Source organism: Mesorhizobium sp. M2E.F.Ca.ET.219.01.1.1 (assembly GCF_004016445.2).
Taxonomy (GTDB): Bacteria; Pseudomonadota; Alphaproteobacteria; order Rhizobiales; family Rhizobiaceae; genus Mesorhizobium.
In genome coordinates, this window is the sequence record NZ_SADT02000001.1 from 1,898,877 (window position 1) to 1,919,870 (window position 20,994).

At 63.7% G+C, this 20,994-nt stretch carries 24 protein-coding genes; 11 read left to right on the plus strand and 13 right to left on the minus strand.

Annotation, left to right across the window (positions count from 1 at the left end; all coding sequences use genetic code 11):
- The first annotated feature begins 55 nt into the window (after positions 1-55).
- Positions 56-436, plus strand: coding sequence for a Fe-S cluster assembly scaffold SufA (sufA, locus tag EN862_RS08960; RefSeq protein WP_127863738.1), 381 nt, complete (start codon positions 56-58; stop codon positions 434-436).
- Between the two features lie 19 nt (positions 437-455).
- Here sufA and EN862_RS36770 read toward each other — a convergent pair whose 3' ends face one another.
- From EN862_RS36770 to EN862_RS08970, 3 genes are all read right to left on the minus strand, one after another.
- Positions 456-668 carry a hypothetical protein gene (locus tag EN862_RS36770; protein WP_245519529.1) on the minus strand — a complete coding sequence of 71 codons (213 nt, stop codon included), beginning with the start codon at positions 666-668 and terminating at the stop codon, positions 456-458.
- Positions 665-913 carry a hypothetical protein gene (locus tag EN862_RS36775; RefSeq protein WP_245519530.1) on the minus strand — a complete coding sequence of 83 codons (249 nt, stop codon included), beginning with the start codon at positions 911-913 and terminating at the stop codon, positions 665-667. The genes EN862_RS36770 and EN862_RS36775 overlap by 4 nt, the downstream gene beginning before the upstream one ends.
- Positions 914-991: 78 nt before the next feature.
- Entirely contained in the window at positions 992-1,489 is a 498-nt protein-coding gene (locus EN862_RS08970; RefSeq protein WP_127863739.1) for a GFA family protein, read from the minus strand.
- Positions 1,490-1,578: 89 nt separating this feature from the next.
- On the opposite strand from EN862_RS08970, the gene EN862_RS08975 reads away from it, so the two are divergent.
- The gene (locus EN862_RS08975) at positions 1,579-1,902 is read left to right on the plus strand and encodes a TfoX/Sxy family protein (protein WP_127863740.1); all 324 of its coding nucleotides are present in this window, start codon (positions 1,579-1,581) and stop codon (positions 1,900-1,902) included.
- A 233-nt stretch (positions 1,903-2,135) separates the two neighbouring features.
- On the opposite strand, the gene EN862_RS08985 is transcribed toward EN862_RS08975, so the two are convergent.
- Both EN862_RS08985 and EN862_RS08990 read right to left on the minus strand, forming a co-directional pair.
- Entirely contained in the window at positions 2,136-3,053 is a 918-nt protein-coding gene (locus tag EN862_RS08985; protein WP_127863741.1) for a pseudouridine-5'-phosphate glycosidase, read from the minus strand.
- 39 nt (positions 3,054-3,092) lie between these two features.
- Positions 3,093-4,031 (minus strand): carbohydrate kinase family protein, encoded by a 939-nt coding sequence (locus tag EN862_RS08990; RefSeq protein WP_127863742.1) that lies wholly within the window; start codon positions 4,029-4,031, stop codon positions 3,093-3,095.
- 282 nt (positions 4,032-4,313) lie between these two features.
- On the opposite strand from EN862_RS08990, the gene recA reads away from it, so the two are divergent.
- Both recA and alaS read left to right on the plus strand, forming a co-directional pair.
- Positions 4,314-5,411: a recombinase RecA gene (gene recA, locus EN862_RS08995; protein WP_112127716.1), complete on the plus strand. Its 1,098-nt coding sequence runs from the start codon at positions 4,314-4,316 to the stop codon at positions 5,409-5,411.
- A 334-nt stretch (positions 5,412-5,745) separates the two neighbouring features.
- On the plus strand, positions 5,746-8,415 hold the full coding sequence (alaS, locus tag EN862_RS09000) for an alanine--tRNA ligase (protein ID WP_127863743.1): 2,670 nt from the start codon (positions 5,746-5,748) through the stop codon (positions 8,413-8,415).
- A 248-nt stretch (positions 8,416-8,663) separates the two neighbouring features.
- Here alaS and EN862_RS09010 read toward each other — a convergent pair whose 3' ends face one another.
- Genes EN862_RS09010 through EN862_RS09020 form a run of 3 tightly spaced genes read right to left on the minus strand, consistent with a single transcriptional unit; the run spans position 8,664 to position 11,246 of the window.
- Complete coding sequence (locus EN862_RS09010) at positions 8,664-9,293, minus strand: glutathione S-transferase family protein (RefSeq protein WP_127863744.1); 630 nt, start codon at positions 9,291-9,293, stop codon at positions 8,664-8,666.
- 3 nt (positions 9,294-9,296) lie between these two features.
- A complete protein-coding gene (locus EN862_RS09015; protein ID WP_127863745.1) occupies positions 9,297-10,031 on the minus strand; it encodes a hypothetical protein in 735 nt (244 codons plus the stop codon).
- 3 nt (positions 10,032-10,034) lie between these two features.
- Entirely contained in the window at positions 10,035-11,246 is a 1,212-nt protein-coding gene (locus EN862_RS09020; protein ID WP_112127719.1) for an NADP-dependent isocitrate dehydrogenase, read from the minus strand.
- Positions 11,247-11,455: 209 nt separating this feature from the next.
- Between EN862_RS09020 and EN862_RS09025 the strand changes: the two genes are divergently transcribed.
- The 3 genes from EN862_RS09025 to murI all read left to right on the plus strand — a co-directional run bounded on the left by EN862_RS09025 (position 11,456) and on the right by murI (position 13,972).
- On the plus strand, positions 11,456-12,304 hold the full coding sequence (locus EN862_RS09025; RefSeq protein WP_127863746.1) for an RNA methyltransferase: 849 nt from the start codon (positions 11,456-11,458) through the stop codon (positions 12,302-12,304).
- A gap of 81 nt (positions 12,305-12,385) precedes the next feature.
- Positions 12,386-12,991: a hypothetical protein gene (locus tag EN862_RS09030; RefSeq protein WP_127863747.1), complete on the plus strand. Its 606-nt coding sequence runs from the start codon at positions 12,386-12,388 to the stop codon at positions 12,989-12,991.
- Positions 12,992-13,171: 180 nt separating this feature from the next.
- On the plus strand, positions 13,172-13,972 hold the full coding sequence (gene murI / locus EN862_RS09035; RefSeq protein ID WP_127863748.1) for a glutamate racemase: 801 nt from the start codon (positions 13,172-13,174) through the stop codon (positions 13,970-13,972).
- Here the strand turns inward: murI and EN862_RS09040 are convergent.
- On the minus strand, positions 13,969-15,354 hold the full coding sequence (locus EN862_RS09040; protein ID WP_127863749.1) for an RNB domain-containing ribonuclease: 1,386 nt from the start codon (positions 15,352-15,354) through the stop codon (positions 13,969-13,971). The two genes, murI and EN862_RS09040, sit on opposite strands and share 4 nt — an antisense overlap.
- A gap of 192 nt (positions 15,355-15,546) precedes the next feature.
- Between EN862_RS09040 and EN862_RS09050 the strand changes: the two genes are divergently transcribed.
- On the plus strand, positions 15,547-15,729 hold the full coding sequence (locus tag EN862_RS09050) for a DUF3008 family protein (protein WP_127863751.1): 183 nt from the start codon (positions 15,547-15,549) through the stop codon (positions 15,727-15,729).
- A 70-nt stretch (positions 15,730-15,799) separates the two neighbouring features.
- Here the strand turns inward: EN862_RS09050 and EN862_RS09055 are convergent, their stop codons facing one another.
- Complete coding sequence (locus EN862_RS09055; RefSeq protein WP_112127725.1) at positions 15,800-16,003, minus strand: hypothetical protein; 204 nt, start codon at positions 16,001-16,003, stop codon at positions 15,800-15,802.
- 372 nt (positions 16,004-16,375) lie between these two features.
- Here EN862_RS09055 and rpsD point away from each other — a divergent pair, with 372 nt between their 5' ends.
- From rpsD to EN862_RS09070, 3 genes are all read left to right on the plus strand, one after another.
- On the plus strand, positions 16,376-16,993 hold the full coding sequence (gene rpsD, locus EN862_RS09060) for a 30S ribosomal protein S4 (protein WP_040981269.1): 618 nt from the start codon (positions 16,376-16,378) through the stop codon (positions 16,991-16,993).
- Positions 16,994-17,107: 114 nt separating this feature from the next.
- Positions 17,108-17,992 carry a tRNA 2-thiocytidine(32) synthetase TtcA gene (gene ttcA / locus EN862_RS09065; RefSeq protein ID WP_189401054.1) on the plus strand — a complete coding sequence of 295 codons (885 nt, stop codon included), beginning with the start codon at positions 17,108-17,110 and terminating at the stop codon, positions 17,990-17,992.
- Positions 17,982-18,809 (plus strand): inositol monophosphatase family protein, encoded by an 828-nt coding sequence (locus EN862_RS09070; protein ID WP_127863753.1) that lies wholly within the window; start codon positions 17,982-17,984, stop codon positions 18,807-18,809. The genes ttcA and EN862_RS09070 overlap by 11 nt, the downstream gene beginning before the upstream one ends.
- A 41-nt stretch (positions 18,810-18,850) precedes the next feature.
- On the opposite strand, the gene EN862_RS09075 is transcribed toward EN862_RS09070, so the two are convergent.
- The 3 genes from EN862_RS09075 to EN862_RS09085 all read right to left on the minus strand — a co-directional run bounded on the left by EN862_RS09075 (position 18,851) and on the right by EN862_RS09085 (position 20,993).
- On the minus strand, positions 18,851-20,119 hold the full coding sequence (locus EN862_RS09075) for a multidrug effflux MFS transporter (RefSeq protein WP_127863754.1): 1,269 nt from the start codon (positions 20,117-20,119) through the stop codon (positions 18,851-18,853).
- A 154-nt stretch (positions 20,120-20,273) separates the two neighbouring features.
- On the minus strand, positions 20,274-20,609 hold the full coding sequence (gene grxD, locus EN862_RS09080) for a Grx4 family monothiol glutaredoxin (RefSeq protein ID WP_040981263.1): 336 nt from the start codon (positions 20,607-20,609) through the stop codon (positions 20,274-20,276).
- Between the two features lie 150 nt (positions 20,610-20,759).
- On the minus strand, positions 20,760-20,993 hold the full coding sequence (locus tag EN862_RS09085) for a BolA family transcriptional regulator (RefSeq protein ID WP_006206026.1): 234 nt from the start codon (positions 20,991-20,993) through the stop codon (positions 20,760-20,762).
- Between the last annotated feature and the right edge of the window lies 1 nt (position 20,994).

Genomic DNA, 20,994 nt, shown 5'->3' on the forward strand with positions numbered 1-20,994 from the left:
TAGGTGAGAATCATTCGGCAGGCCTTGAACCTGCAGGGAATGGAGAAGGAAGAATATGGGACGCTTCGCCGTCATCACGATGACCGAAAAGGCCGCCGACCGCGTGCGCGAGATCGTGGCCGCGCGCGACAATGCGCACGGCGTCCGCCTCGGCATCAAGAAGGGCGGCTGCGCCGGCATGGAATACACCATCGATCTGGTGACCGAGCCGAACCCCAAGGACGACCATATCGAGCGCGACGGCGCGCATGTCTATGTCGCGCCCGAAGCCGCGCTCTTCCTGTTCGGCACCGAGATGGATTTCGAGCAGACGACTCTGCGCACCGGCTTCACCTTCAAGAACCCGAACCAAAGCTCGGCCTGCGGCTGCGGCGAATCCGTCGAACTGAAGCCCGCCGATCTCAAGGCGATTGCCGAGGCGCGCGCCTCGGCCTGAGGAATTCCTGCCGCGCTGCTCAGTCCGGCAGTGCGGCGATCACAACAAGCTCCACCACCAGGTCAGGCTGCGCCAGGGCGGCGACGCCGATCACTTCCGATGGCGGCGGGTTGTTGTAGCTGCAGTGTTTCGGGCAGTGCTCGGCAAAGAATTCGTCCAACACGTCCAGACGGAAATTGGGTGAACTGAGGACGCCGCCCGACGGAAATGGTCCTTTGACGTAGAACGTCACCTTGACCAGATGGTCGAGGAGCTGCCAAGCTCTTCCAGATCCGACTTGATATTGGCGAGGATTTCGCGCCACTGCGTTGCGGCGTCCCCGACTGCGCCGCCCTGGTGTTTCGACGGATCGTAGTCGTCGACGGTGGCGGTGTTGCCGGACAGAAAGACATATCCCTTCGCGTCCGAGACAACCGTACCCTTGCCCCAAGGCATCAAACGATCGCCTTTGAATTTCTTGTGCGTCGTGAGGTTCATTTCGGCCTCCTGTCGCCAGATGGTTGCCTTGACGCAATTCCGGGCGGAAAACCGATGGGCAGTTTTGCTGGAATTGCTCTAATCAACCCACATCCCAGTCCGTTTGTGCCAGTCGGCGATCGATTCCTCTGGATAGACGTCGAACACCTTGTCTTGTCTGCCGACCACCGGCTCGACCCAGTTCGCTTTGTATTTCAGCATCAGATGCACCTTTTCCGGCGGTTTCGGCAGGTCGGTGTCGATCGCCGAGGCGAAGGGATGGACGAGATCCGGCCAGGTCGGGTCGTAGAGCCAGAGCGCTGAGCCGCATTTGCGGCAGAAATTGCGCTCGCCGGTCGAGACCTCGCAATGCGGATGCTCGTCATCCTCGATCTCGGCGCAATAGATGCCGAGGCTGCGCTTGCCCGTGATTTTCAAAGTCTCGTAGTCGGCGCCGAGATTGATGGCGAAACCGCCGCCGCCCTGCTGCTTGCGGCAGATCGAGCAGTAGCAGAGCATGAACGGCACCGGGGTGTGGCTCTGCACCTCGAAGCGGACGGCGCCGCAACGGCAGGAGCCTTTGAGCAGGACGGGCATGGCGGGAACTCCGTTTTCAGGTTTCAACCTGTCAGCATGCTTTTGGTTGCGGCGATGACAAGGCCCATGCCGGATGAGATGATCGCGGCATGGATAATACGCGCCTTGAAGAACTGTTCGAAAGCCTTGGTCCGATCAGCATCCGCAAACTGTTCGGCGGCAAGGGCATCTATTGCGACGGCGTTATCGTCGCGGTTGTCGTGCGCGGCGAACTGATGCTGAAGGCGGACGAGGAAAGTGCGCCGGACTTCGAGGCAGCGGGCTGCAGGCAGTGGACATATACCGGCTCACGCCACGGCAAGGCGGTGGAGATGCCCTATTGGAGCGTGCCGGACGATGCCTTTGACGATCCGGATGAGATGGCGATATGGGCGCGGCGCGCTTATGAGGCGGGACGAAGGGCGGGGAAGTGAAACTTAGAGATGCTGGAGGGACAGCACCCCCCTCTGGCCTGCCGGCCATCTCCCCCGCAAGGGGGGAGATTAGCTGTCGCGCCGGCTTTCGCTAATCGCCAACATTGCAAGAAGAGCGCCTTCGATGAAGCTGCCAATCTCCCCCCTTGCGGGGGAGATGTCCGACAGGACAGAGAGGGGTGTGACGGAACGCGGCCATTGCGGTTGGCCGGAGCTGCCGTAACCCGAATGCCCTACAGCGCCTTCGCAATCGCCGCCGCCAGCCGAGCATTGTTCTCGACCAGCGCGATGTTGGTCTTGAGGCTGCGGCCGCCGGTCAGCTCAAGGATCTTCGACAGAAGGAACGGCGTCACTGCCTTGCCGGTGACATTCTGCGCTTCGGCGGCTTTCTGCGCGGCATCGATATAGAAGGCCATTTCGTCGGCGGGGATCTCGTCATTGTGCGGCACAGGATTGGCGACAAGGATGCCGCCGCCCAAGCCCAGCGCCTGTCGCGTGCGGTAAAAATGCGCGATGTCTTCAGGCGCGTGCAATGTCAGCGGCGCGCGGAACGGCGACTGCCTCGACCAGAAGGCGGGCATGGTTTCGCTGCCATGGCCGATGACCGGCACACCACGCGTCTCCAGCACTTCCAGCGTCTTTTCGATGTCGAGGATCGCCTTGGCGCCGGCCGAGACGACGATGACCGGCGTGCGCGCCAGCTCGTCGAGATCGGCCGAGATGTCGAAGCTTTTCTCGGCGCCTTTGTGGACGCCGCCGATGCCTCCGGTGGCGAACACTTTTATGCCGGCCATATACGCGGCGATCATGGTGGCGGCCACCGTGGTGCCGCCGGTGCGCCCTTGCGCCACCGCAAAGCCGATATCGGCACGCGACAGCTTCATGGCGTCGCCGGTCATCGCGAGCGATTCGCGTTCGCCGTCGGACAGGCCGATCTTGATGCGGCCGTTGACCACGGCGATCGTCGCCGGCACCGCGCCGGCATCGGCGATGATCTGCTCGACCTTGGCCGCCATCGCGCCATTGTCGGGGTAGGGCATGCCGTGGGTGATGATGGTCGATTCCAGCGCCACCACCGGCCGACCGGCGGCAAGCGCCTTAGCCACGGGCGGATGGATGTCGATGAAGGGGCGGGCGGTCTCGGGCGTCATGGCTGTCTCCGGCAAGGAGGAACTGGATGGTTGGTGGCCCTATGCCACCTCCCGTGCCTCCGGCACAAGGGCAAGCGCCTGCGTGAAGTTGGCGCTCGTGAAGGATGGCACGGCCTCCGGGCTCTCGATGGCGAGCATGGCCGCAGCGACGCCCTCACGCAGCGCGGCGCGCAGCGGCAGGCCGCGCAGTATTGCGGCGACGGCCGCGCCGGTCAGCGCGTCGCCGGCGCCGGTGACGTCGGCGACCCGCCGCGGCGCGGGCGGGTCGATTTCGAAGATGCCGCTGTCGTCGAAGCCCAGCACCGGGGCGCTGCCGGCCGTGATCACGCCGGCGTTCAGGCCGGTCTGCCTGAGTGCGTCGACAAGCGCGTTCCCGGACATTTCGGCGCCGACCAGCGCGGCGGCTTCGCGGCGGTTCATGAAGAGCAGCGACAGGTGGTCGAGCAGCGGCGTCAGCCGAACGACCTTGGCCGGTGAAACGGCGATGGCGAAGACCGGCCGGCCGCCGGCGAGCGCCACCAGGCGTTCCAGCGCCGCCGTCGGCAGGTTGGCGTCGCACAGGATCGCGTCGGCCGCGGCGATTGCCTCGCGCACCTTGGAACGCCTTATCTGCTTAGGGAAGGCGAGATCATAGAGCGCCATGTCGGCCAGCCCGACGATCAGCTCGCCCTCGGCGTCGATCAGCGCCGTGTAGCTCGGCGTCGTGCGGTCGAGGAACACGACCGAGAGGTCCGTTATCCCGGCGTTGTCGATCGCCGAGGCAACCGTGTCCGCCGCCGCGTCGCCGCCGCGCACGGAAATCAGCGAGGCCGACACACCGCGCTTGACCACGCTGCGCAGCGCGTTGAAAACCACGCCGCCGACGTCCTCGCGCATGATGCCGGGGTTGGAGGCTGCCGGCACATAAGTGCCCGAGACCTGGCCGCGCCGGTCGATATGGGCGCCGCCCAGCGCGAGGATAGTTGGGGATGTCGGCATTTCGGGTCGGTGACTTTCATTGATCGTGCGGCTGCGCACACTAGGTTTCCCCGGGTCACCCTGCAATCGGGGTCGCGATTCGGGATGGCCGGATATCGAAATCTCTTCTGGACCAGTGGTTGTGCTCCGCACTAGCCCTGGTGAGACAAAAATAGAACAAATCCAGATATTGATTGTTTTTCAGATATTTGTTGCCCCTTGCCAAATGAGAACAAAAAAGGTACAAAACGGCAAGGATCACGGATTGTCCGGCCTTCATTGACGACCACGGGGTGATGTATCATGGCTCAGAATACTTTGCGGCTTGTAGAGGATAAGGCAGTGGACAAATCAAAGGCTCTGGACGCGGCGCTGTCGCAAATCGAGCGCGCTTTCGGCAAGGGCTCGATCATGCGGCTCGGCGCAAACGAGCAGGTGGTCGAGATTGAAACCGTGCCGACGGGATCGCTCGGCCTCGATATCGCGCTCGGCGTCGGCGGCCTGCCGCGCGGCCGCATCATCGAGATCTACGGGCCGGAAAGCTCGGGCAAGACGACGCTGGCGCTGCACACGGTGGCGGAAGCGCAGAAGAAGGGCGGCATCTGCGCCTTCGTCGATGCCGAGCACGCGCTCGATCCGGTCTATGCCCGCAAGCTCGGCGTCGACCTGGAAAACCTGCTGATCTCGCAGCCCGACACCGGCGAGCAGGCGCTGGAAATCTGCGACACGCTGGTGCGCTCCGGCGCCATCGACGTGCTGGTCGTCGATTCGGTCGCGGCGCTGACGCCGCGCGCTGAAATCGAGGGCGAAATGGGCGATGCGCTGCCCGGTCTCCAGGCCCGCCTGATGAGCCAGGCGCTGCGCAAGCTGACCGCCTCGATCTCGCGCTCCAACACCATGGTCATCTTCATCAACCAGATCCGCATGAAGATCGGCGTCATGTTCGGCTCGCCCGAGACCACGACCGGCGGCAATGCGCTGAAATTCTACGCCTCGGTGCGCCTCGACATCCGCCGCATCGGCTCGGTCAAGGACCGCGACGAGGTGGTCGGCAACCAGACCCGCGTCAAGGTGGTCAAGAACAAGCTGGCCCCGCCCTTCAAGGTGGTCGAGTTCGACATCATGTATGGCGAGGGCGTGTCGAAGACGGGCGAGCTCGTCGATCTCGGCGTCAAGGCCGGCGTGGTCGAGAAGTCGGGCGCCTGGTTCTCCTATAATTCGCAGCGTCTCGGCCAGGGCCGCGAGAACGCCAAGCTGTTCCTGCGCGACAATCCCGACACGGCGCGCGAGATCGAGCTGGCGCTTCGGCAGAATGCCGGGCTGATCGCCGAGAAATTCCTCGAGAATGGTGGCTCCGAAGGCGGGGACGACGGTTTCGAGGACGAAGCCGGCGCCATGTAGGGCTGGCCTAGGAAGATCGCGCAGCGGTTTCCTGTTCGGGATTGAGCGCAAGCAATTCGTCGGCTTAGCCGGAGTTCGGCCACAATCCTGGTCTATTTGCTTGTGCTTATGTAATCGAGTTCTTGAGTAGTGCGTACCTGAACCGCCGGCCTTCGCGCCGGCGGTTTTGCATTTCGCGGGTGGTGTTGAGCCGCTGCCCGCTTGCCGATTGGCCCAACTCCGTGTTTCTGGACAGGCTCAAGAGCTATCGCTAAAAGGCCCATCTATCTTCTGAAATACCAAAGCCCATTGCCGCCGGCCGAGCCGGCGGTTCTTGCGAAAAAGGCAGTGTGCAATGAGTGGCGTGAACGACATCCGGTCGACATTCCTCGACTACTTCCGCAAGGAGGGCCACGAGATCGTCGCCTCCAGCCCGCTGGTGCCGCGCAACGATCCGACGCTGATGTTCACCAACGCCGGCATGGTGCAGTTCAAGAACGTCTTCACCGGCCTGGAGAAACGTCCCTATTCGCGGGCGTCTACCGCGCAGAAGAGCGTGCGCGCCGGCGGCAAGCACAACGACCTTGACAATGTCGGCTACACCGCGCGCCACCTCACCTTCTTCGAGATGCTCGGCAATTTCTCGTTCGGCGACTATTTCAAGGAGCGCGCGATCGAGCTTGCCTGGAACCTGATCACCAAGGGTTTTGGCCTGAAGAAGGACAAGCTGCTCGTCACCGTCTATCACACCGATGACGAGGCGGCGGGCTACTGGAAGAAGATCGCCGGATTGTCCGACGACCGCATCATCCGCATCGCGACGTCGGACAATTTCTGGGCGATGGGCGACACCGGCCCGTGCGGTCCGTGCTCGGAAATCTTCATCGACCGCGGCGAGCATATCTGGGGCGGCCCGCCCGGCAGTCCGGAAGAGGACGGCGACCGGTTCCTGGAGTTCTGGAACCTGGTGTTCATGCAGTATGAGCAGGTGACGAAGGAAGAGCGCATCGACCTGCCGCGGCCCTCGATCGACACCGGCATGGGACTGGAGCGCATGGCCTCCATCCTGCAAGGCGTCGACAGCGTCTTCGAGACGGACCTTTTCAAGCATCTGATCGATGCCGCGTCCTCGTCGCTCGGCCAGGGGCCGAACCAGGAGAACGTCGCGTCGTACCGCGTCATCGCCGATCACCTGCGCTCGTCCTCCTTCCTGGTGGCGGACGGCGTGCTGCCTTCCAATGAGGGGCGAGGCTATGTGCTGCGGCGCATCATGCGCCGCGCCATGCGCCATGCGCAGCTGCTTGGCGCCAAGGAGCCGTTGATGTGGCAGCTGGTGCCGGCGCTGGTGCGCGAGATGGGCCAGGCCTATCCCGAGCTGGTGCGCGGCGAGGCGCTGATCACCGAGACGCTGAAGCTCGAGGAAACGCGCTTCCGCAAGACGCTGGTGCGCGGCCTCGGCCTGCTTTCGGACGCCACCGAGACGCTTCATGCCGGCGACATGCTGGACGGCGAGACGGCCTTCAAGCTCTACGACACCTACGGCTTCCCGCTCGACCTGACGCAGGACGCGCTGCGCCAGCGCAGCATCTCGGTCGACATTGCCGGCTTCACCGACGCGATGGAGCGGCAGAAGGCTGAGGCGCGCGCGCATTGGGCGGGCTCGGGCGAGGCCGCGACCGAGACGGTGTGGTTCTCGGTGCGCGAAAAGACCGGCGCGACCGAATTCCTCGGCTACGAGACTGAAGCTGCGGAAGGCATCGTCCAGGCGCTGGTCAAGGACGGCAAGACGATCAACAGCGCCTCCCAGGGCGACGCGGTCGCGGTGGTCGTAAACCAGACGCCGTTCTATGGCGAATCCGGCGGCCAGATGGGCGACACCGGCGTGATCTCCGGCGAGGGCTTCTCGATCGAGGTTTCCGACACGCAGAAGAAGGCCGACGGCCTGTTCGTGCATCTCGGCAAGGTGGTTAAAGGCACGGTGAAGACGGGTGCGGCGGTCGAGCTCAAGGTCGATCATGCCCGCCGCTCGAAGCTGCGCGCCAACCATTCCGCAACGCATCTCATTCACGAGGCGCTGCGCGAGGTGCTGGGCACCCATGTCGCGCAGAAGGGCTCGCTGGTCGCGCCTGATCGCCTGCGCTTCGACATTTCGCACAACAAGCCGATCTCGGCCGATGAGCTCGAGGAGGTCGAGCGCATGGCCAACGAGATCGTCGTGCAGAACAGCCCGGTGACGACGCGGCTGATGTCGGTCGACGACGCGATCGCCGAGGGCGCGATGGCGCTGTTCGGCGAAAAATATGGCGACGAGGTGCGCGTCGTGTCGATGGGCACCGGCCTGCATGGCGCCAAGGCCAACCGGCCCTATTCCGTCGAGCTCTGCGGCGGCACGCATGTCAGGTCGACCGGTGATATCGGCCTGGTGCGCATTCTTTCGGACAGCGCGGTGGCGGCCGGCGTGCGCCGCATCGAAGCCCTGACCGGCGAGGCTGCCCGCAGGCATCTCGACGAGCAGGACAAGCGCCTGAAGGCTGCGGCGGCGACGTTGAAGATCTCGCCGGCCGATGTGCCGGCTCGCGTCGAGACGCTGCTCGAAGAGCGCAAGAAGCTCGAAAAGGAGCTGACCGAGGCGCGCAAGAAGCTGGCGCTGGGCGGCGGCTCGGCCGTTGCCGATGCCCCGGCCGCCAACGAGACGGTCGCCGGCGTCGGATTCCTCGGCAAAGCGGTTTCGGGCGTTGCGCCGAAGGACCTGAAGCCGCTTGCCGATGCCGGCAAGAAGACGCTCGGCTCCGGCGTGGTCGTCTTCATCGGTTCCGGCGAGGACAACAAGGCAAGCGTGGTCGTCGGCGTCACCGATGACCTGACCGGCCGCTTCAGCGCCGTCGATCTGGTCCGCGTCGCCTCGGCCGCGCTTGGCGGGCAGGGCGGCGGCGGGCGTCCCGACATGGCCCAGGCCGGCGGCCCCGACGCCTCCAAGGCCAATGATGCTATCGCGGCGGTGAAGGCGGCGCTGGAGGCGGCGTGAAGGCTGAAGTGACCGGCTTAGCTCAACCCGGCTCCTAACTCTTAGAGGGTAGCGCTGCCCCTCATCTGCCTGCCGGCATCTTCTCCCCGTTGAACGGGGAGAAGGGCGATGTCGCCGCGGCTTTCGCTGATCGCCGACGTTGCAGGAAGGGCGCCGCGCTCCGGCCAGCCTCTTTCTCCCCGTTCACGGGGAGAAATGCCCGGCAGGGCAATGAGGGGCGGCGCCGACGCCGAGGAAGTTCACTCGAATTAGTCGACCCTTTCAGTCCGCGCAAAGCTTGCACGATCAGCGACGCGCGCATACCAATCCCCGATATCCGCAAACCGCGCCAACAGATCGCGCCCTTCCGAGACCTTGAGGAAATAGGCGATGATCGGCGCGGCATGCAGGTCGGCCAGCGTCAGCTGCTCGCCGAGCAGCCAAGGCCCCCCTTTCGCCTTTAGTGACGTCAACACCTTGAGCACCGTCTCAGCTTGGCTCAGCCCGCTGGCGATCAGCGCCTCATCCGGCGGGGTCTTTTCGAGCCGCTCTACCGCCACGTCCCAGACCATGGCGCGATAGCCATAGGCGTCGAGCATGCCGATGATCTGGCTCATTTTGGCGCGGCCGCGGGCGTCGGTCGGCTGCAGGGCCGGACCGTCGAAGGCTTCGTCGACATAGCGCGCGATGGCGCTTGTCTCGAACAGGCGAAAGCCGTCATGCTCGAGGGCCGGGATGCGGCCGAACGGGTGAAGCTCCAGATACCAGGCCGGAATGCCTTCGGCGGCGAAGATATCGAGCGGGACCAGCCCGTAGCCGACGCCTTTCTCCTCCAACGTCATCCGCGCGATACGGACATAAACGCTGTAGTCGGCGCCGTAGAGAACAGGTATTGCCACGTGTCATTTCCCTCCGCCTTGGCGATCCCGTATCCAGACGCGCAGCCGGCCAGTAGTTTGAAAGCCGCAGGCCAACGCGTCATCCAGCCCGCAACCACGATCATACCCGACCAGCGCGCGGCCTCCGGCAAACGCGTGGGCTGCGGCTTGCGCAGCATCTCGATATGTCGGGCTGCCATCTGCGGCAAAAACATTCGACAACCCGATCACAAGCTCGGATCGATTGGCTATGCAGCCGGCGCTGAAGCCGTCGGCCGTCCGTCGGCCTAGGATGGCGATGGCAGGATCGGCGAGAACGGCAGCCGGAAAGACACGGCCGTCGGAACGAATCGCGCCATCCGCCCAGGCACGTTCCCACATCTCCAAGCTGGCGGCATCCTCGACACGTTCCCAGCCAGAAGGCGACGTCGTCGGCCGACGCAGGTCCATCCAGATCCAGCTTGCTTCGAAGAGCTGACTGTACCCCAGCGGTTGGAGATCAAGACGGCAAAATCCGTCCTTGACCGAAAAATCGGTGGCAAGAACGGATGTCAGTCTGGCTATTTCGGCACGTTGGGCCGCTATGGCATCGGCATCCAGAGTAACGGCGTTGGGGTAGTAGGGAGGCGCTTGCCCGTCGCTGGACCAGTAGGAGTCGCTTCTCCGATCGCTTAGACCATGCGCTTTGAAAATAGCCTGACAGAGATCGGCATTGTTGCCAGCGCAAAGGCGAGCCCTTTCGCTGGCAATGCTCGACACTTCTTACCCCATGGCCTTCTGCAAGTTCTCGTCGATCTTGTCGAGGAAGCCGGTGGTGGAGAGCCAGGGCTGGTCGGGGCCGATCAGCAGCGACAGGTCCTTGGTCATGAAGCCGCTCTCGACAGTCTGAATGCAAACCTTTTCCAATGTCTCGGCGAAGCGCTTCAGCTCGGCATTGTCGTCGAGCTTGGCGCGGTGGGCGAGGCCGCGCGTCCAGGCGAATATCGAGGCGATCGAATTGGTCGAGGTTTCCTCGCCCTTCTGGTGCTGGCGGTAGTGGCGGGTCACGGTGCCGTGCGCGGCTTCCGCCTCCACCGTCTTGCCGTCCGGCGTCATCAGTACCGAGGTCATCAGGCCGAGCGAGCCAAAGCCTTGCGCCACGGTGTCGGACTGCACGTCGCCGTCATAGTTCTTGCAGGCCCAGACATAGCCGCCCGACCATTTCAGGCTGGAAGCGACCATGTCGTCGATCAGGCGGTGCTCGTACCAGAGCTTCCGCGCCTTGAACTCGGCCTCGAACTCCTTCTCGTACACCTCCTGGAAGATGTCCTTGAAGCGGCCGTCATAGGCCTTGAGGATGGTGTTCTTGGTCGACAGGTAGACCGGGAAATTGCGCAGCAGGCCGTAGTTCAGCGAGGCGCGGGCGAACTCACGGATCGACTCGTCGAGATTGTACATCGCCATGGCCACGCCGGCGCCCGGTGCATCATAGACCTCGTGCTCGATCACCTGACCGTCCTCGCCGACGAACTTGATCGTCAGCTTGCCCTTACCGGGGAAGCGGAAGTCGGTGGCACGGTACTGGTCGCCGAAGGCATGGCGGCCGACGACGATCGGCTTGGTCCAGCCCGGCACCAGGCGCGGCACGTTCTTCATGATGATCGGCTCGCGGAAGATGGTGCCGCCGAGGATGTTGCGGATGGTGCCGTTGGGCGACTTCCACATCTTCTTCAGCTTGAATTCCTCGACGCGCGCCTCGTCAGGGGTGATCGTCGCGCATTTCACGCCGACGCCCCATTTCTTGATGGCGTTGGCCGAGTCGATCGTCACCTGGTCGTTGGTGGCGTCGCGGTGCTCGATGCCGAGATCGTAATATTCAAGCTTCAGGTCGAGATAGGGGTGGATCAGCTTGTCCTTGATGAACTGCCAGATGATGCGGGTCATCTCGTCGCCGTCGAGCTCGACGACCGGGTTCGCCACCTTGATCTTCGCCATGGAAAGAGTGCCTCGTTGCTGGGGGATCTGGACGGCCTTGCCCGCATGGTTTCGGCCGGGGATGCGGAGCGTATATCAAAGGCTTTTTCAGCGCGCAAACCACGATCCGCGCCGGGATGGACGGGTGCCACTGTTGTGAATGCTTCATTTTCCGGTCCGGATGTGGCAGGGGACGCCGAAACGCCGCAAACCCCGGTTAGCCCACAGCCATGCCAGCCACCGAAGATAGAGCCAACACCACCTCCTCCGGACCGGCGATCATCCTGGTCGAGCCGCAGCTCGGCGAGAATATCGGCATGGTCGCGCGGGCGATGGCGAATTTCGGCCTGTCCGAGCTCAGGCTCGTCAATCCGCGCGACGGCTGGCCGAGCGAGAAGGCACGCGCGGCCGCCAGCCGCGCCGATCATGTCATCGACGCCACCCGGGTCTTCGACGATCTGGCGTCGGCGGTTGCCGACTTGAACTTCGTCTTCGCCACCACGGCGCGCGAGCGCGACGGCTTCAAGCCGGTGCGCGGGCCGGTGGAAGCGGGCAGGGCGCTGAGGGCGCGTGTCGAGGCGGGCGAGCGCACCGGCATCCTGTTTGGCCGCGAGCGCTTCGGCCTCTATAATGACGAGGTCGGGCTCGCCGACGAGATCGTCACCTTTCCGGTCGATCCCGGCTTCTCATCGCTCAACATCGCGCAAGCGGTGCTTTTGATGTCCTATGAGTGGATGAAGTCCGGCCTCGCCGACGAAACCCAGACCAATTTCTCCGGGCCGGAGCTGGCGCCGGCGACCAAGGAGCAGCTGCACAGCCTGTTCGCCTATCTGGAGAACGCGCTGGAAGCGCGCGGCTACTTCCGCCCCGAGGAAAAGAAGCCGAAGATGGTCGACAACCTGCGCGCCGTGCTGACGCGCGCGGGTTTTGCCGAGCCGGAACTGAAGGTTCTGCGCGGCATCATCTCCTCGCTCGACCGGTTCTCGCCGGCCATGCCGCGCGGCGATGGCTCGCCGGGGGATGATCCGAGGCGGCTGCCGGCCGCTGTGCGCAGTCGCGCCAAAGACGAAGAAAGTTAAAATCGATAAGCTGTGAGCATTTGAAGTAACCGATTTTTATTCGGTCATGCCTCATCCTTGCTGCAATAGTGGGGGTGGCACATGTTTGCGTCCAATATTGGTCGACTGCGCTTTTTCCTTTACTCTCTCGGTCTGGCCGTCGCCGAAACCGTGGTGATCGTTGTCTGCATTGTCAGCACGATCGGTTTCGAAGGACTGATCAATTCGGGACCTGGCCCGGCGCGTCAGGGCATGGCAGGCGCGGTCCTGATCGCCTCGCTTATCTTTGTCGCCTTGCGCGGCAACATCGCCTCGCGCCGCGTCCGCGACGCCAACGGGCGGCGCTGGATCCTGTGGGCCTACATCGCCCTTTCCGCCATCTACGCCCTTTTGCAGGCCGGCGTGCTGCTGGTCGTCAAGTTCGGCGATCCCGATAGCATTCCGGGCGGGCTGAATCTGCTCGGACTTTCGATATTCGGCCTCTGGTGCACGATCCTGGTGGCGAAACCCGTCACGGGCAGCAACATCGACGAACTGACGGATGTTTTCGACTTCGACGGTCCGCTGCCGGCGCCGGCGCGCACCGCACGGGCGGCTGTGCCGGCCGCTCCACGCGCCGCCGTTGCCCCTTCAACCGCCCGCGTTCCGCCCGCGCCGCAGCCCTTCGGCAGGCCGCGCCCCGCCGGCTTCGGCAAGCGCGGCATATGAGCGAGCCTTCGAGACAGCTGCGCAAAAGCTGCTCGCATTCGCCACTTCAAGACCAAGATCATTCGCGATAGAAGCGCGGTTGGCCCAATCACGGACCTGCCGCCTCTCTTTGTTTTGACGCAATTCCGGACGGAAAACCGTTTCACACTTTTCCTGGAATTGCTCTATGACCGGATGACAATGAGCGATCGACCAAGCCAGCGCCCGATCCTGATGTTCGATTCCGGCGTCGGCGGCCTGACCGTGCTGCGCGAGGCGCGCGTGCTGATGCCCGATCGCCGCTTCGTCTATGTCGCCGACGACGCGGCATTTCCTTACGGCGCCTGGGAAGAGCCGGCGCTCAAAGAACACATCCTTACGCTGTTCGGCAAACTGCTCGACCGGCTGCAGCCGGCGATTTCGGTCATTGCCTGCAACACAGCCTCGACCCTGGTGATCGATGCGCTGCGCGACAAATTCCCAGGCCACCCTTTTGTCGGCACCGTGCCGGCGATCAAGCCGGCCGCCGAACGCACGCGATCCGGCCTGGTCTCGGTCCTGGCGACGCCGGGCACTGTGAAGCGCCAATACACGCGCGACCTGATCAGCAAATGGGCGCAGAAATGCCATGTTCGCCTGGTCGGCAGCGACCGGCTGGCGGGCCTGGCCGAGATCTATATGCGCCAGGGTTTCGTCGACGAGGAAGCGGTGCGCGCCGAGATCGCGCCCTGTTTCCTCGAACGCGAGGGAAATCGCACCGACATCGTCGTGCTCGCCTGCACGCACTATCCGTTTCTGGTCAACCGCATGCGCAAGACGGCGCCCTGGCCGGTCGACTGGATCGATCCGGCCGAGGCGATCGCGCGGCGCGCCATGTCGCTGCTCGAGCCGGTCGGGGAAACATCCAGCGAGAGCGAGCCCGATCTTGCCGTCTTCACTTCCGGCAAGGTGGATTTCGCCACCAGGCGACTGATCCAGGGGTTTGGATTGACCGCGCGTTAGACGGCAGTCTCGAAGACGATGCTGCGCTGATCCGGGTCGGCCGTGACCAGCTTGAGCGTGAGACTATCGCCCTGCCTGAGCCCGGAGGCCTTGACGTTGGCAACGACAGGCATGTCGGCAAGCTGCGCGCGCACGCCATGATCGACGAAGTCGGTGACGACGGCCCTGAATGTCTCACCCTCGTGTCCCTGGAGCATGACCGCCTCGGCAAGGTCGATGGCCGCATGGTTGATCTGCGAGGCTCGGGCATCGCCGCGCCCCATCACCTTCGGCAACCGGGCGAATGCTTCGGTGACGGCCTGCGGCACGGGCTGGCCGTTGGCGATTGCCAGCGCGCAGCGCACGACATAGCGGTCTGCCAGCCGCCTGAGTGGCGCGGTGGCATGCGCATAGGTCGCTGCCATCGCCTCATGCCAGGGGACGACGCCCGCCTGATAGGGCTGGTAGGACGCGCCATTGCCCGCGCGGCGGATTTCCAGCATCAGCGCAGCCTGTTTCGGATCGGCCGGATCAAGCGTGCGCTGATAATCGCGCAGGCTGGTGGAGTCCGGCCAGGACAGGCCGAGCGCCTGCGCCGCGTTACGCAGTCTTTGCACCTTGGCAGCATCCGGCCCCGACATCACGCGGAACAGTCCGGTCTTATGCGCCAGCATGGCATCGGCGATCGCCATATTGGCGGCCAGCGAAAGCGCTGCATTGTCCTGCTCGGATTGCAGCAGCGGTCGGAACGAAAGCCGGAACGTGCCGTCGGCCAGTTCTTCCACCTCCTGTTCCGGCGGATCGACTCGCGAAGCGCCGCGGCGTTCTTCGTTTGCCGCCATGCGCCGGGCCAGTTCGGCGAAGCCGGCCGGAACGTCGGTGGCCTGCACGCTTTCATAGGCGAGCTTGGCGCGGCTTTGGATGATGGCGCGCTCCGCGCCGTCCAGCTTCACCGCACCGTCCCCGGCAACCCGGATCGTGAAGATGACCGCAGGGCGCGGTCCATCGGGCAACAGGCTCGCCACAGCCTCGGCGAGCACCGGCGGGTAGAGCCCGGCCTTGCCGTCCGGCAAATAAAGCGTCTCCCCCCGGTTCCAGGCTTCGAGATCGATCGCGTCGCCGTCCTCGACGAACCAGGCCACGTCGGCGATGGCATAATGCAAGAGGAGGTCGCTGCCGCTCGCCTCAATGGAGAAGGCCTGGTCGAGATCGGTCGAACTCGCCGGATCGAGCGTGACGAAGGGGATTGCGGTGCGGTCGGCATGCTGGCTGGGCACACGCCTGGCCGCCTCTTGGGCCGCCGCCGTTACCTCCGGCGGAAATCCATCCGGCACGTGGAATTCAGTGCGGATTTTCACGAGGCCGGCGGAGAGTGCCTGTGACGGATCGGTCAGCGATTTCATGCCGTCGTCCTACACCGGGGTTCCGGACCCGGGAAGCCCGCCAACGAAGATCAGGCTTCCGGGGATTGAGCTGCCGACGCTGGAACTGCCGCCGAAGCGCGGCGTTTCTACTCTATCCGATTGACGCAATTCCTGACGGAAAACCGTTTCACACTTTTCCTGGAATTGCTCTCCAGCAAAGGAGAAACGACCATGCCCGCCAAATCGCAAGCCCAGCAAAAGGCCGCTGGCGCGGCGCTTTCGGCTAAGCGCGGCGAGACCAAGAAAAGCGAGCTCAAGGGTGCTTCGCGCGAAATGTATGAATCGATGAGCGAGAAGCAACTCGAGGAATTCGCGGAGACCAAACGCAAGGGCCTGCCCGGCAAGAAGTCATAGACCGCGAAGCCGAAATGAAAGGCCCGCGGCGTTGGCCGCGGGCCTGCGTCGATCCCCGCTGCGCAATAGGTTAGTAGCGCCACCAGCAGTATTTCGTCTTGTAGCGGATGACATGGCGGTGGCCGTGGCGCCAGACGACTCTCTTCTTCACTACGACGCGGCAGACCTGCTTGTGGCCATGCCAATGCCTGGCCATGGCCGGTTCAGGGGTCATGACCGCCATCGACCCGGCCAAGACGGCGGCTCCGGTCAGGGTTAGGAAGAATTTCTTCATGGGAATTCGCACTCCTCTGCTCCAGTCCCTTCATCATGTGCAGGGCGTTTGCCCCCGAAGACGCTGCATCCGCCCCGATGCCGACGGCGTGCAACTTTCCGCCACGTCCAGCGCCGCATGCAACGCAGGAATGGTATAGGCTTGCGCTTAATGCCGCCAGCCACAAGCTTGACAGCGGTTAAATCTGTGTTTAACAGGCCCACCAACACCGGGTGGCGACGCCCGGTGGTTTCTTTATGACGTGTCCCGTGGGTTTTCTGTCGCTTTGCGTGGGAAACCCTGTCAGGTCTCGAAAACGGAGGCCAGAGGAGGGCGCGTTTCCTTCGCCCGGAGCCATGGGGTTCCGGGTATATTGTTTTGAAAGGGAATGCGATGAGCAAGCGCGAATCCGCGAAATACAAGATCGACCGCCGCCTTGGCGAAAACATCTGGGGCCGCCCGAAGTCCCCGGTCAACAAGCGTGAATACGGCCCCGGCCAGCACGGCCAGCGCCGCAAGGGCAAGCTTTCCGACTTCGGCCTGCAGCTGCGCGCCAAGCAGAAGCTGAAGGGTCACTATGGCGACGTTTCGGAAAAGCAGTTCCGCAAGGTCTATGAAGAGGCCAACCGCCGCAAGGGCGACACCTCCGAGAACCTGATCGGCCTGCTGGAGTCGCGCCTCGACGCGATCGTCTACCGCGCCAAGTTCGTGCCGACCATCTTCGCCGCCCGTCAGTTCGTCAACCACGGCCATGTCAACGTCAACGGCAAGCGCACCAACATCGGTTCGTATCGCTGCAAGCCGGGCGACGTCATCGAGGTGCGCGAGAAGTCGAAGCAGCTCGTGATCGTGCTGGAATCGGTCGCTCTCGCCGAGCGCGACGTCCCGGACTACATCGAAGCCGACCACAACAAGATGACCGCGACCTTCGCGCGCGTTCCCGGCCTCTCGGACGTTCCGTTCGCCGTGCAGATGGAACCGAACCTGGTCGTCGAATTCTACTCGCGCTGATCGAACTCAATCAGCCGCAACATCCAAGGCCGCCCTCGAGGCGGCCTTTTCTTTGTTCGCTATGTCCGGTAAGCCGTGCGCCAACAGGACCCCGTGGGCACCAGCGCCATGAACATGCTGCCAGATGTGAAATCCCTGGAACCGATCGACGATGAGGCCGATGGCGGCTTCCATCCGCTGTTTCGCGAGGTGCCGTCCTCGGTCGAATTCAACAAGCTGCGCAAGCGGCTGTTGAGGCTCACCCGCCAGGCGATCGAGGATTTCGCCATGGTGAAGCCCGGCGAGCGCTGGCTGGTGGCGCTTTCCGGCGGCAAGGATTCCTACGGCCTGCTGGCGCTGCTGCTCGACCTCAAATGGCGCGGCCTGCTCCCCGTGGATCTGCTTGCCTGCAATCTCGACCAGGGCCAGCCGAATTTCCCGAAACATATCCTGCCCGACTATCTCAACGCCAACGGCATCGCGCATCGCATCGAATACCAGGACACCTATTCGGTGGTGACCGACAAGCTGCCCGAGGGCAGCACCTATTGCTCGCTCTGCTCGCGGCTCAGGCGCGGCCATCTCTATCGCATCGCGCGCGAGGAGGGGTGCTCGGCGCTGGTGCTTGGCCACCACCGCGAGGACATACTCGAAACCTTCTTCATGAACCTGTTTCATGGTGGTCGCCTTGCCGCCATGCCGCCCAAGCTCCTCAATGACGAGGGCGACGTCATGGTGTTGCGGCCGCTCGCCTACAGCGCCGAGGCCGACCTCGAGAAATTCGCCAACGCGATGAAATTCCCGATCATTCCCTGTGACCTGTGCGGCAGCCAGGAAGGGCTGCAGCGCAACGCCATGAAGGCGATGCTCGACGACATCGAGAAGCGCATGCCGGGCCGCAAGGATACGATGATCCGCGCCATGACCAATGTGCGGCCCTCGCATCTCCTGGACAGGAAGCTGTTCGACTTCGCGAGGCTCGCCACGAACCCAGGACAAGACATTTCCGATGACATTTGACGATCACGCGATCGACTGGCTGGCCGACCTTCTCGCCGATGCAGCCAGGGTTGAAATCATGCCGCGTTTCCGGCGGCTGGGCGAAGGCGACGTTCGCCAGAAGACCTCCGCCGCTGACCTGGTGACGGAAGCGGACGTCAATGCCGAGAGGCTGATCACCGCCCGGCTGCGCGAGCGCTATCCAGACGCAATGGTGGTCGGCGAGGAGGCCTGCTCCGACAATCCGGCGCTGCTGTCGGGCCTTGGCGATGCCGCGCTTGCCTTCGTCATCGATCCGGTAGACGGCACCTTCAATTTCGCCTCCGGCGTGCCGCTGTTCGGCGTCATGGCAGGTGTCGTCGTCAATGGCGAGACCGTCGCCGGCATCATCCACGATCCGGTCGGCAAGGACTGGCTGATCGGAGCCAAGGGCGCCGGCAGCCATATCCGCCACGCGCATGGCGCGCTGGAGAAGGTCCGCGTCGCGGCGCCGGTGCCGATCGCGCAGATGACCGGCGCCGTTTCCTGGCAGTTCCTCCAAGAGCCTGAACGCTCGCGGCTCGCCCGCAACCAGACCAAGACGCTGTCGCAGTTCGCCTATCGCTGCGCGGCGCATGAATACCGGCTGCTTGCGAGCGGTCATGCCCATTTTGTGCTCTACAACAAGCTGATGCCCTGGGATCATCTCGCCGGCGCGCTGATCCATCAGGAAGCCGGCGGCCATGTCGCGCGCGTTGACGGCAGCGCCTACCTGCCGTCGCATGTCGACGGCGGCCTGCTGGTCGCGCCGGACAGGAAAAGTTGGGACGAGTTGCGCCGCGAGCTCTGGGCTGAATAGGACCTGCGCCCCGGCCGGCAACCTGCCGGCCAGACGGCAATCTAGTGCAGATCGGTGACGTGGCCCGAAACGGGGGGATTGTGGGGCTGGAACATCCTGCCCCGCTCGGCGATCAGGATCATCAGCAAGGCCGCGACCGAGACGCTGCAGAAGCCGGCGGCCAGAGGCGTCACCGTGCCGTTATAGGCCTGGCCGATCGCCGCGCCGATCAGGGCGCCGAGAAAAGTCTGCATGAAGCCAAGGATGGATGCGGCCGTGCCGGCGAGTTCGCCGAGCGGCTCCATGGCCAGGGCGTTGAAATTCGCGCCCAGTCCGCCGAATGGCAGCATCGCGCCGGCAAAGAAGGTGACGAAGAGCCAGAGCGGCATCTGCATCTCCAGCGAGACCACCAGCCAGGCCAGGCTGATGCACAGGAAGATAAGCAGCGCGCCCTGCGACAGGCGGCGCATGCCAATCTGTCCGACCAGCCGCGAATTGAGATAGTTGGAGAAGGCAAGCACGGCGGCGACGCCGGCAAAGATCAGCGGGAACAATTCGCCGACATGGAAGATGTCGATATAGATTTGCTGCGCCGAACTGATGAAGCCGAACATGGCGGCGAAGATGAACGTGCTGGCAAAGGCATAGCAAAGCGTGAGCCGGTTGGTGAGCACGATGCGGAAGCCGCCGAGCACGGATCCTACCGTGAGCGAGCGGCGATATTCGGGATGCAGCGTCTCCGGCAGGCGCAGCAGAGCCCAGGTCGAAACGATCAGCGCGCCGATAGCCATGGTCACGAAAATCCAGTGCCAGCTGGCGAACAGCATGACGAACTGGCCGATGCTTGGAGCGATGACGGGGATGGCCATGAACACCATGAAGATCAGCGACATCACCTCGGCCATACGCCGGCCTTCGAACGTGTCACGCACGATCGAGACGGCGATGACGCGGGTTGCGGCCGCGCCGATACCCTGGATGAGACGCCAGGTCAGCAACAGGGCGAAACTGGGCGCTATGGCGGCGGCGGCCGCGGCCACGACATAGACAACCAGGCCAAAGACCAGTGGCGCGCGGCGTCCAAAGCGATCCGAAATGGGCCCGAACAAAAGCTGTCCGCCGCCGAAGCCGAGCATATAGGCGGTGATGACATATTGGCGGTGGTTCTCGCTCTCGACGCCGAGCGAGGCGCCGATCTGCTGCAACGCCGGCAGCATGATGTCGATGGCCAAGGAGTTGAGCGCCATCAGCGCTGCGCACAGCGCGATGAATTCCCAGCGCGGAATGGGCAAGCTGCTTGCCCGTTGCGACGCTTCTACCTGCTTGTCCACGGCAAAGTCCGATCTTTCGAACGAACAAGCGCCGGCTGGCCGGCGCGGTTCGTCTCATCCCCGCGATGCGGGTTCATAATGCCGAGGTGGGGGCGCCCTCAGGCGATGCTTGCCAGCCGAAGGCTTAGCCTCCGCGCCGGCGCGCAAGATTGATTCAGGCCGCGCCTTTGACGCTGACGCCCTTTTCGACCAGGAAGTCCTGCAACTCGCCGGCCTGGAACATTTCACGCACGATGTCGCAACCGCCGACGAATTCGCCCTTCACATAGAGCTGCGGGATGGTCGGCCAGTTGGAATAGTCCTTGATGCCCTGGCGCAGTTCGGCCGAGTCGAGCACGTTGACGCCTTTGTAGTCGGCCCCGATGTAATCGAGGATCTGCACCACCTGGCCGGAAAAGCCGCATTGCGGGAAGCCCGGGGTGCCCTTCATGAAGAGCACGACGTCGTTGCTCTTCACTTCATTGTCGATGTAGTCGCTGATGCCGGTCATGGACAATCCTTTCACGCCTGTGGGAGTCAGGCTCGAAGCATATCCATCAAATAAACCCATAGGGTGGCTGAAACAAGACGTTAGCCGAGACACCGGCCCAATGGCGCAAGGGATAGCGCGATTTTGGGCCAAGCCCCGGGACGATAGCGCTCAATCCGGGACGCTAGTCTGCAGCGCCAGCGCATGCAGCACGCCGCCCATATTGCCCTTCAGCGCGTCATAGACCATCTGGTGCTGCTGGACACGGCTCTTGCCGCGGAAACTCTCGGCCACTACTTCGGCCGCGTAGTGGTCGCCGTCGCCGGCGAGATCGCGGATCGTCACCTTGGCGTCCGGAATGCCTTCCTTGATCAGTTTTTCGATGTCGTGGGCATCCATTGCCATG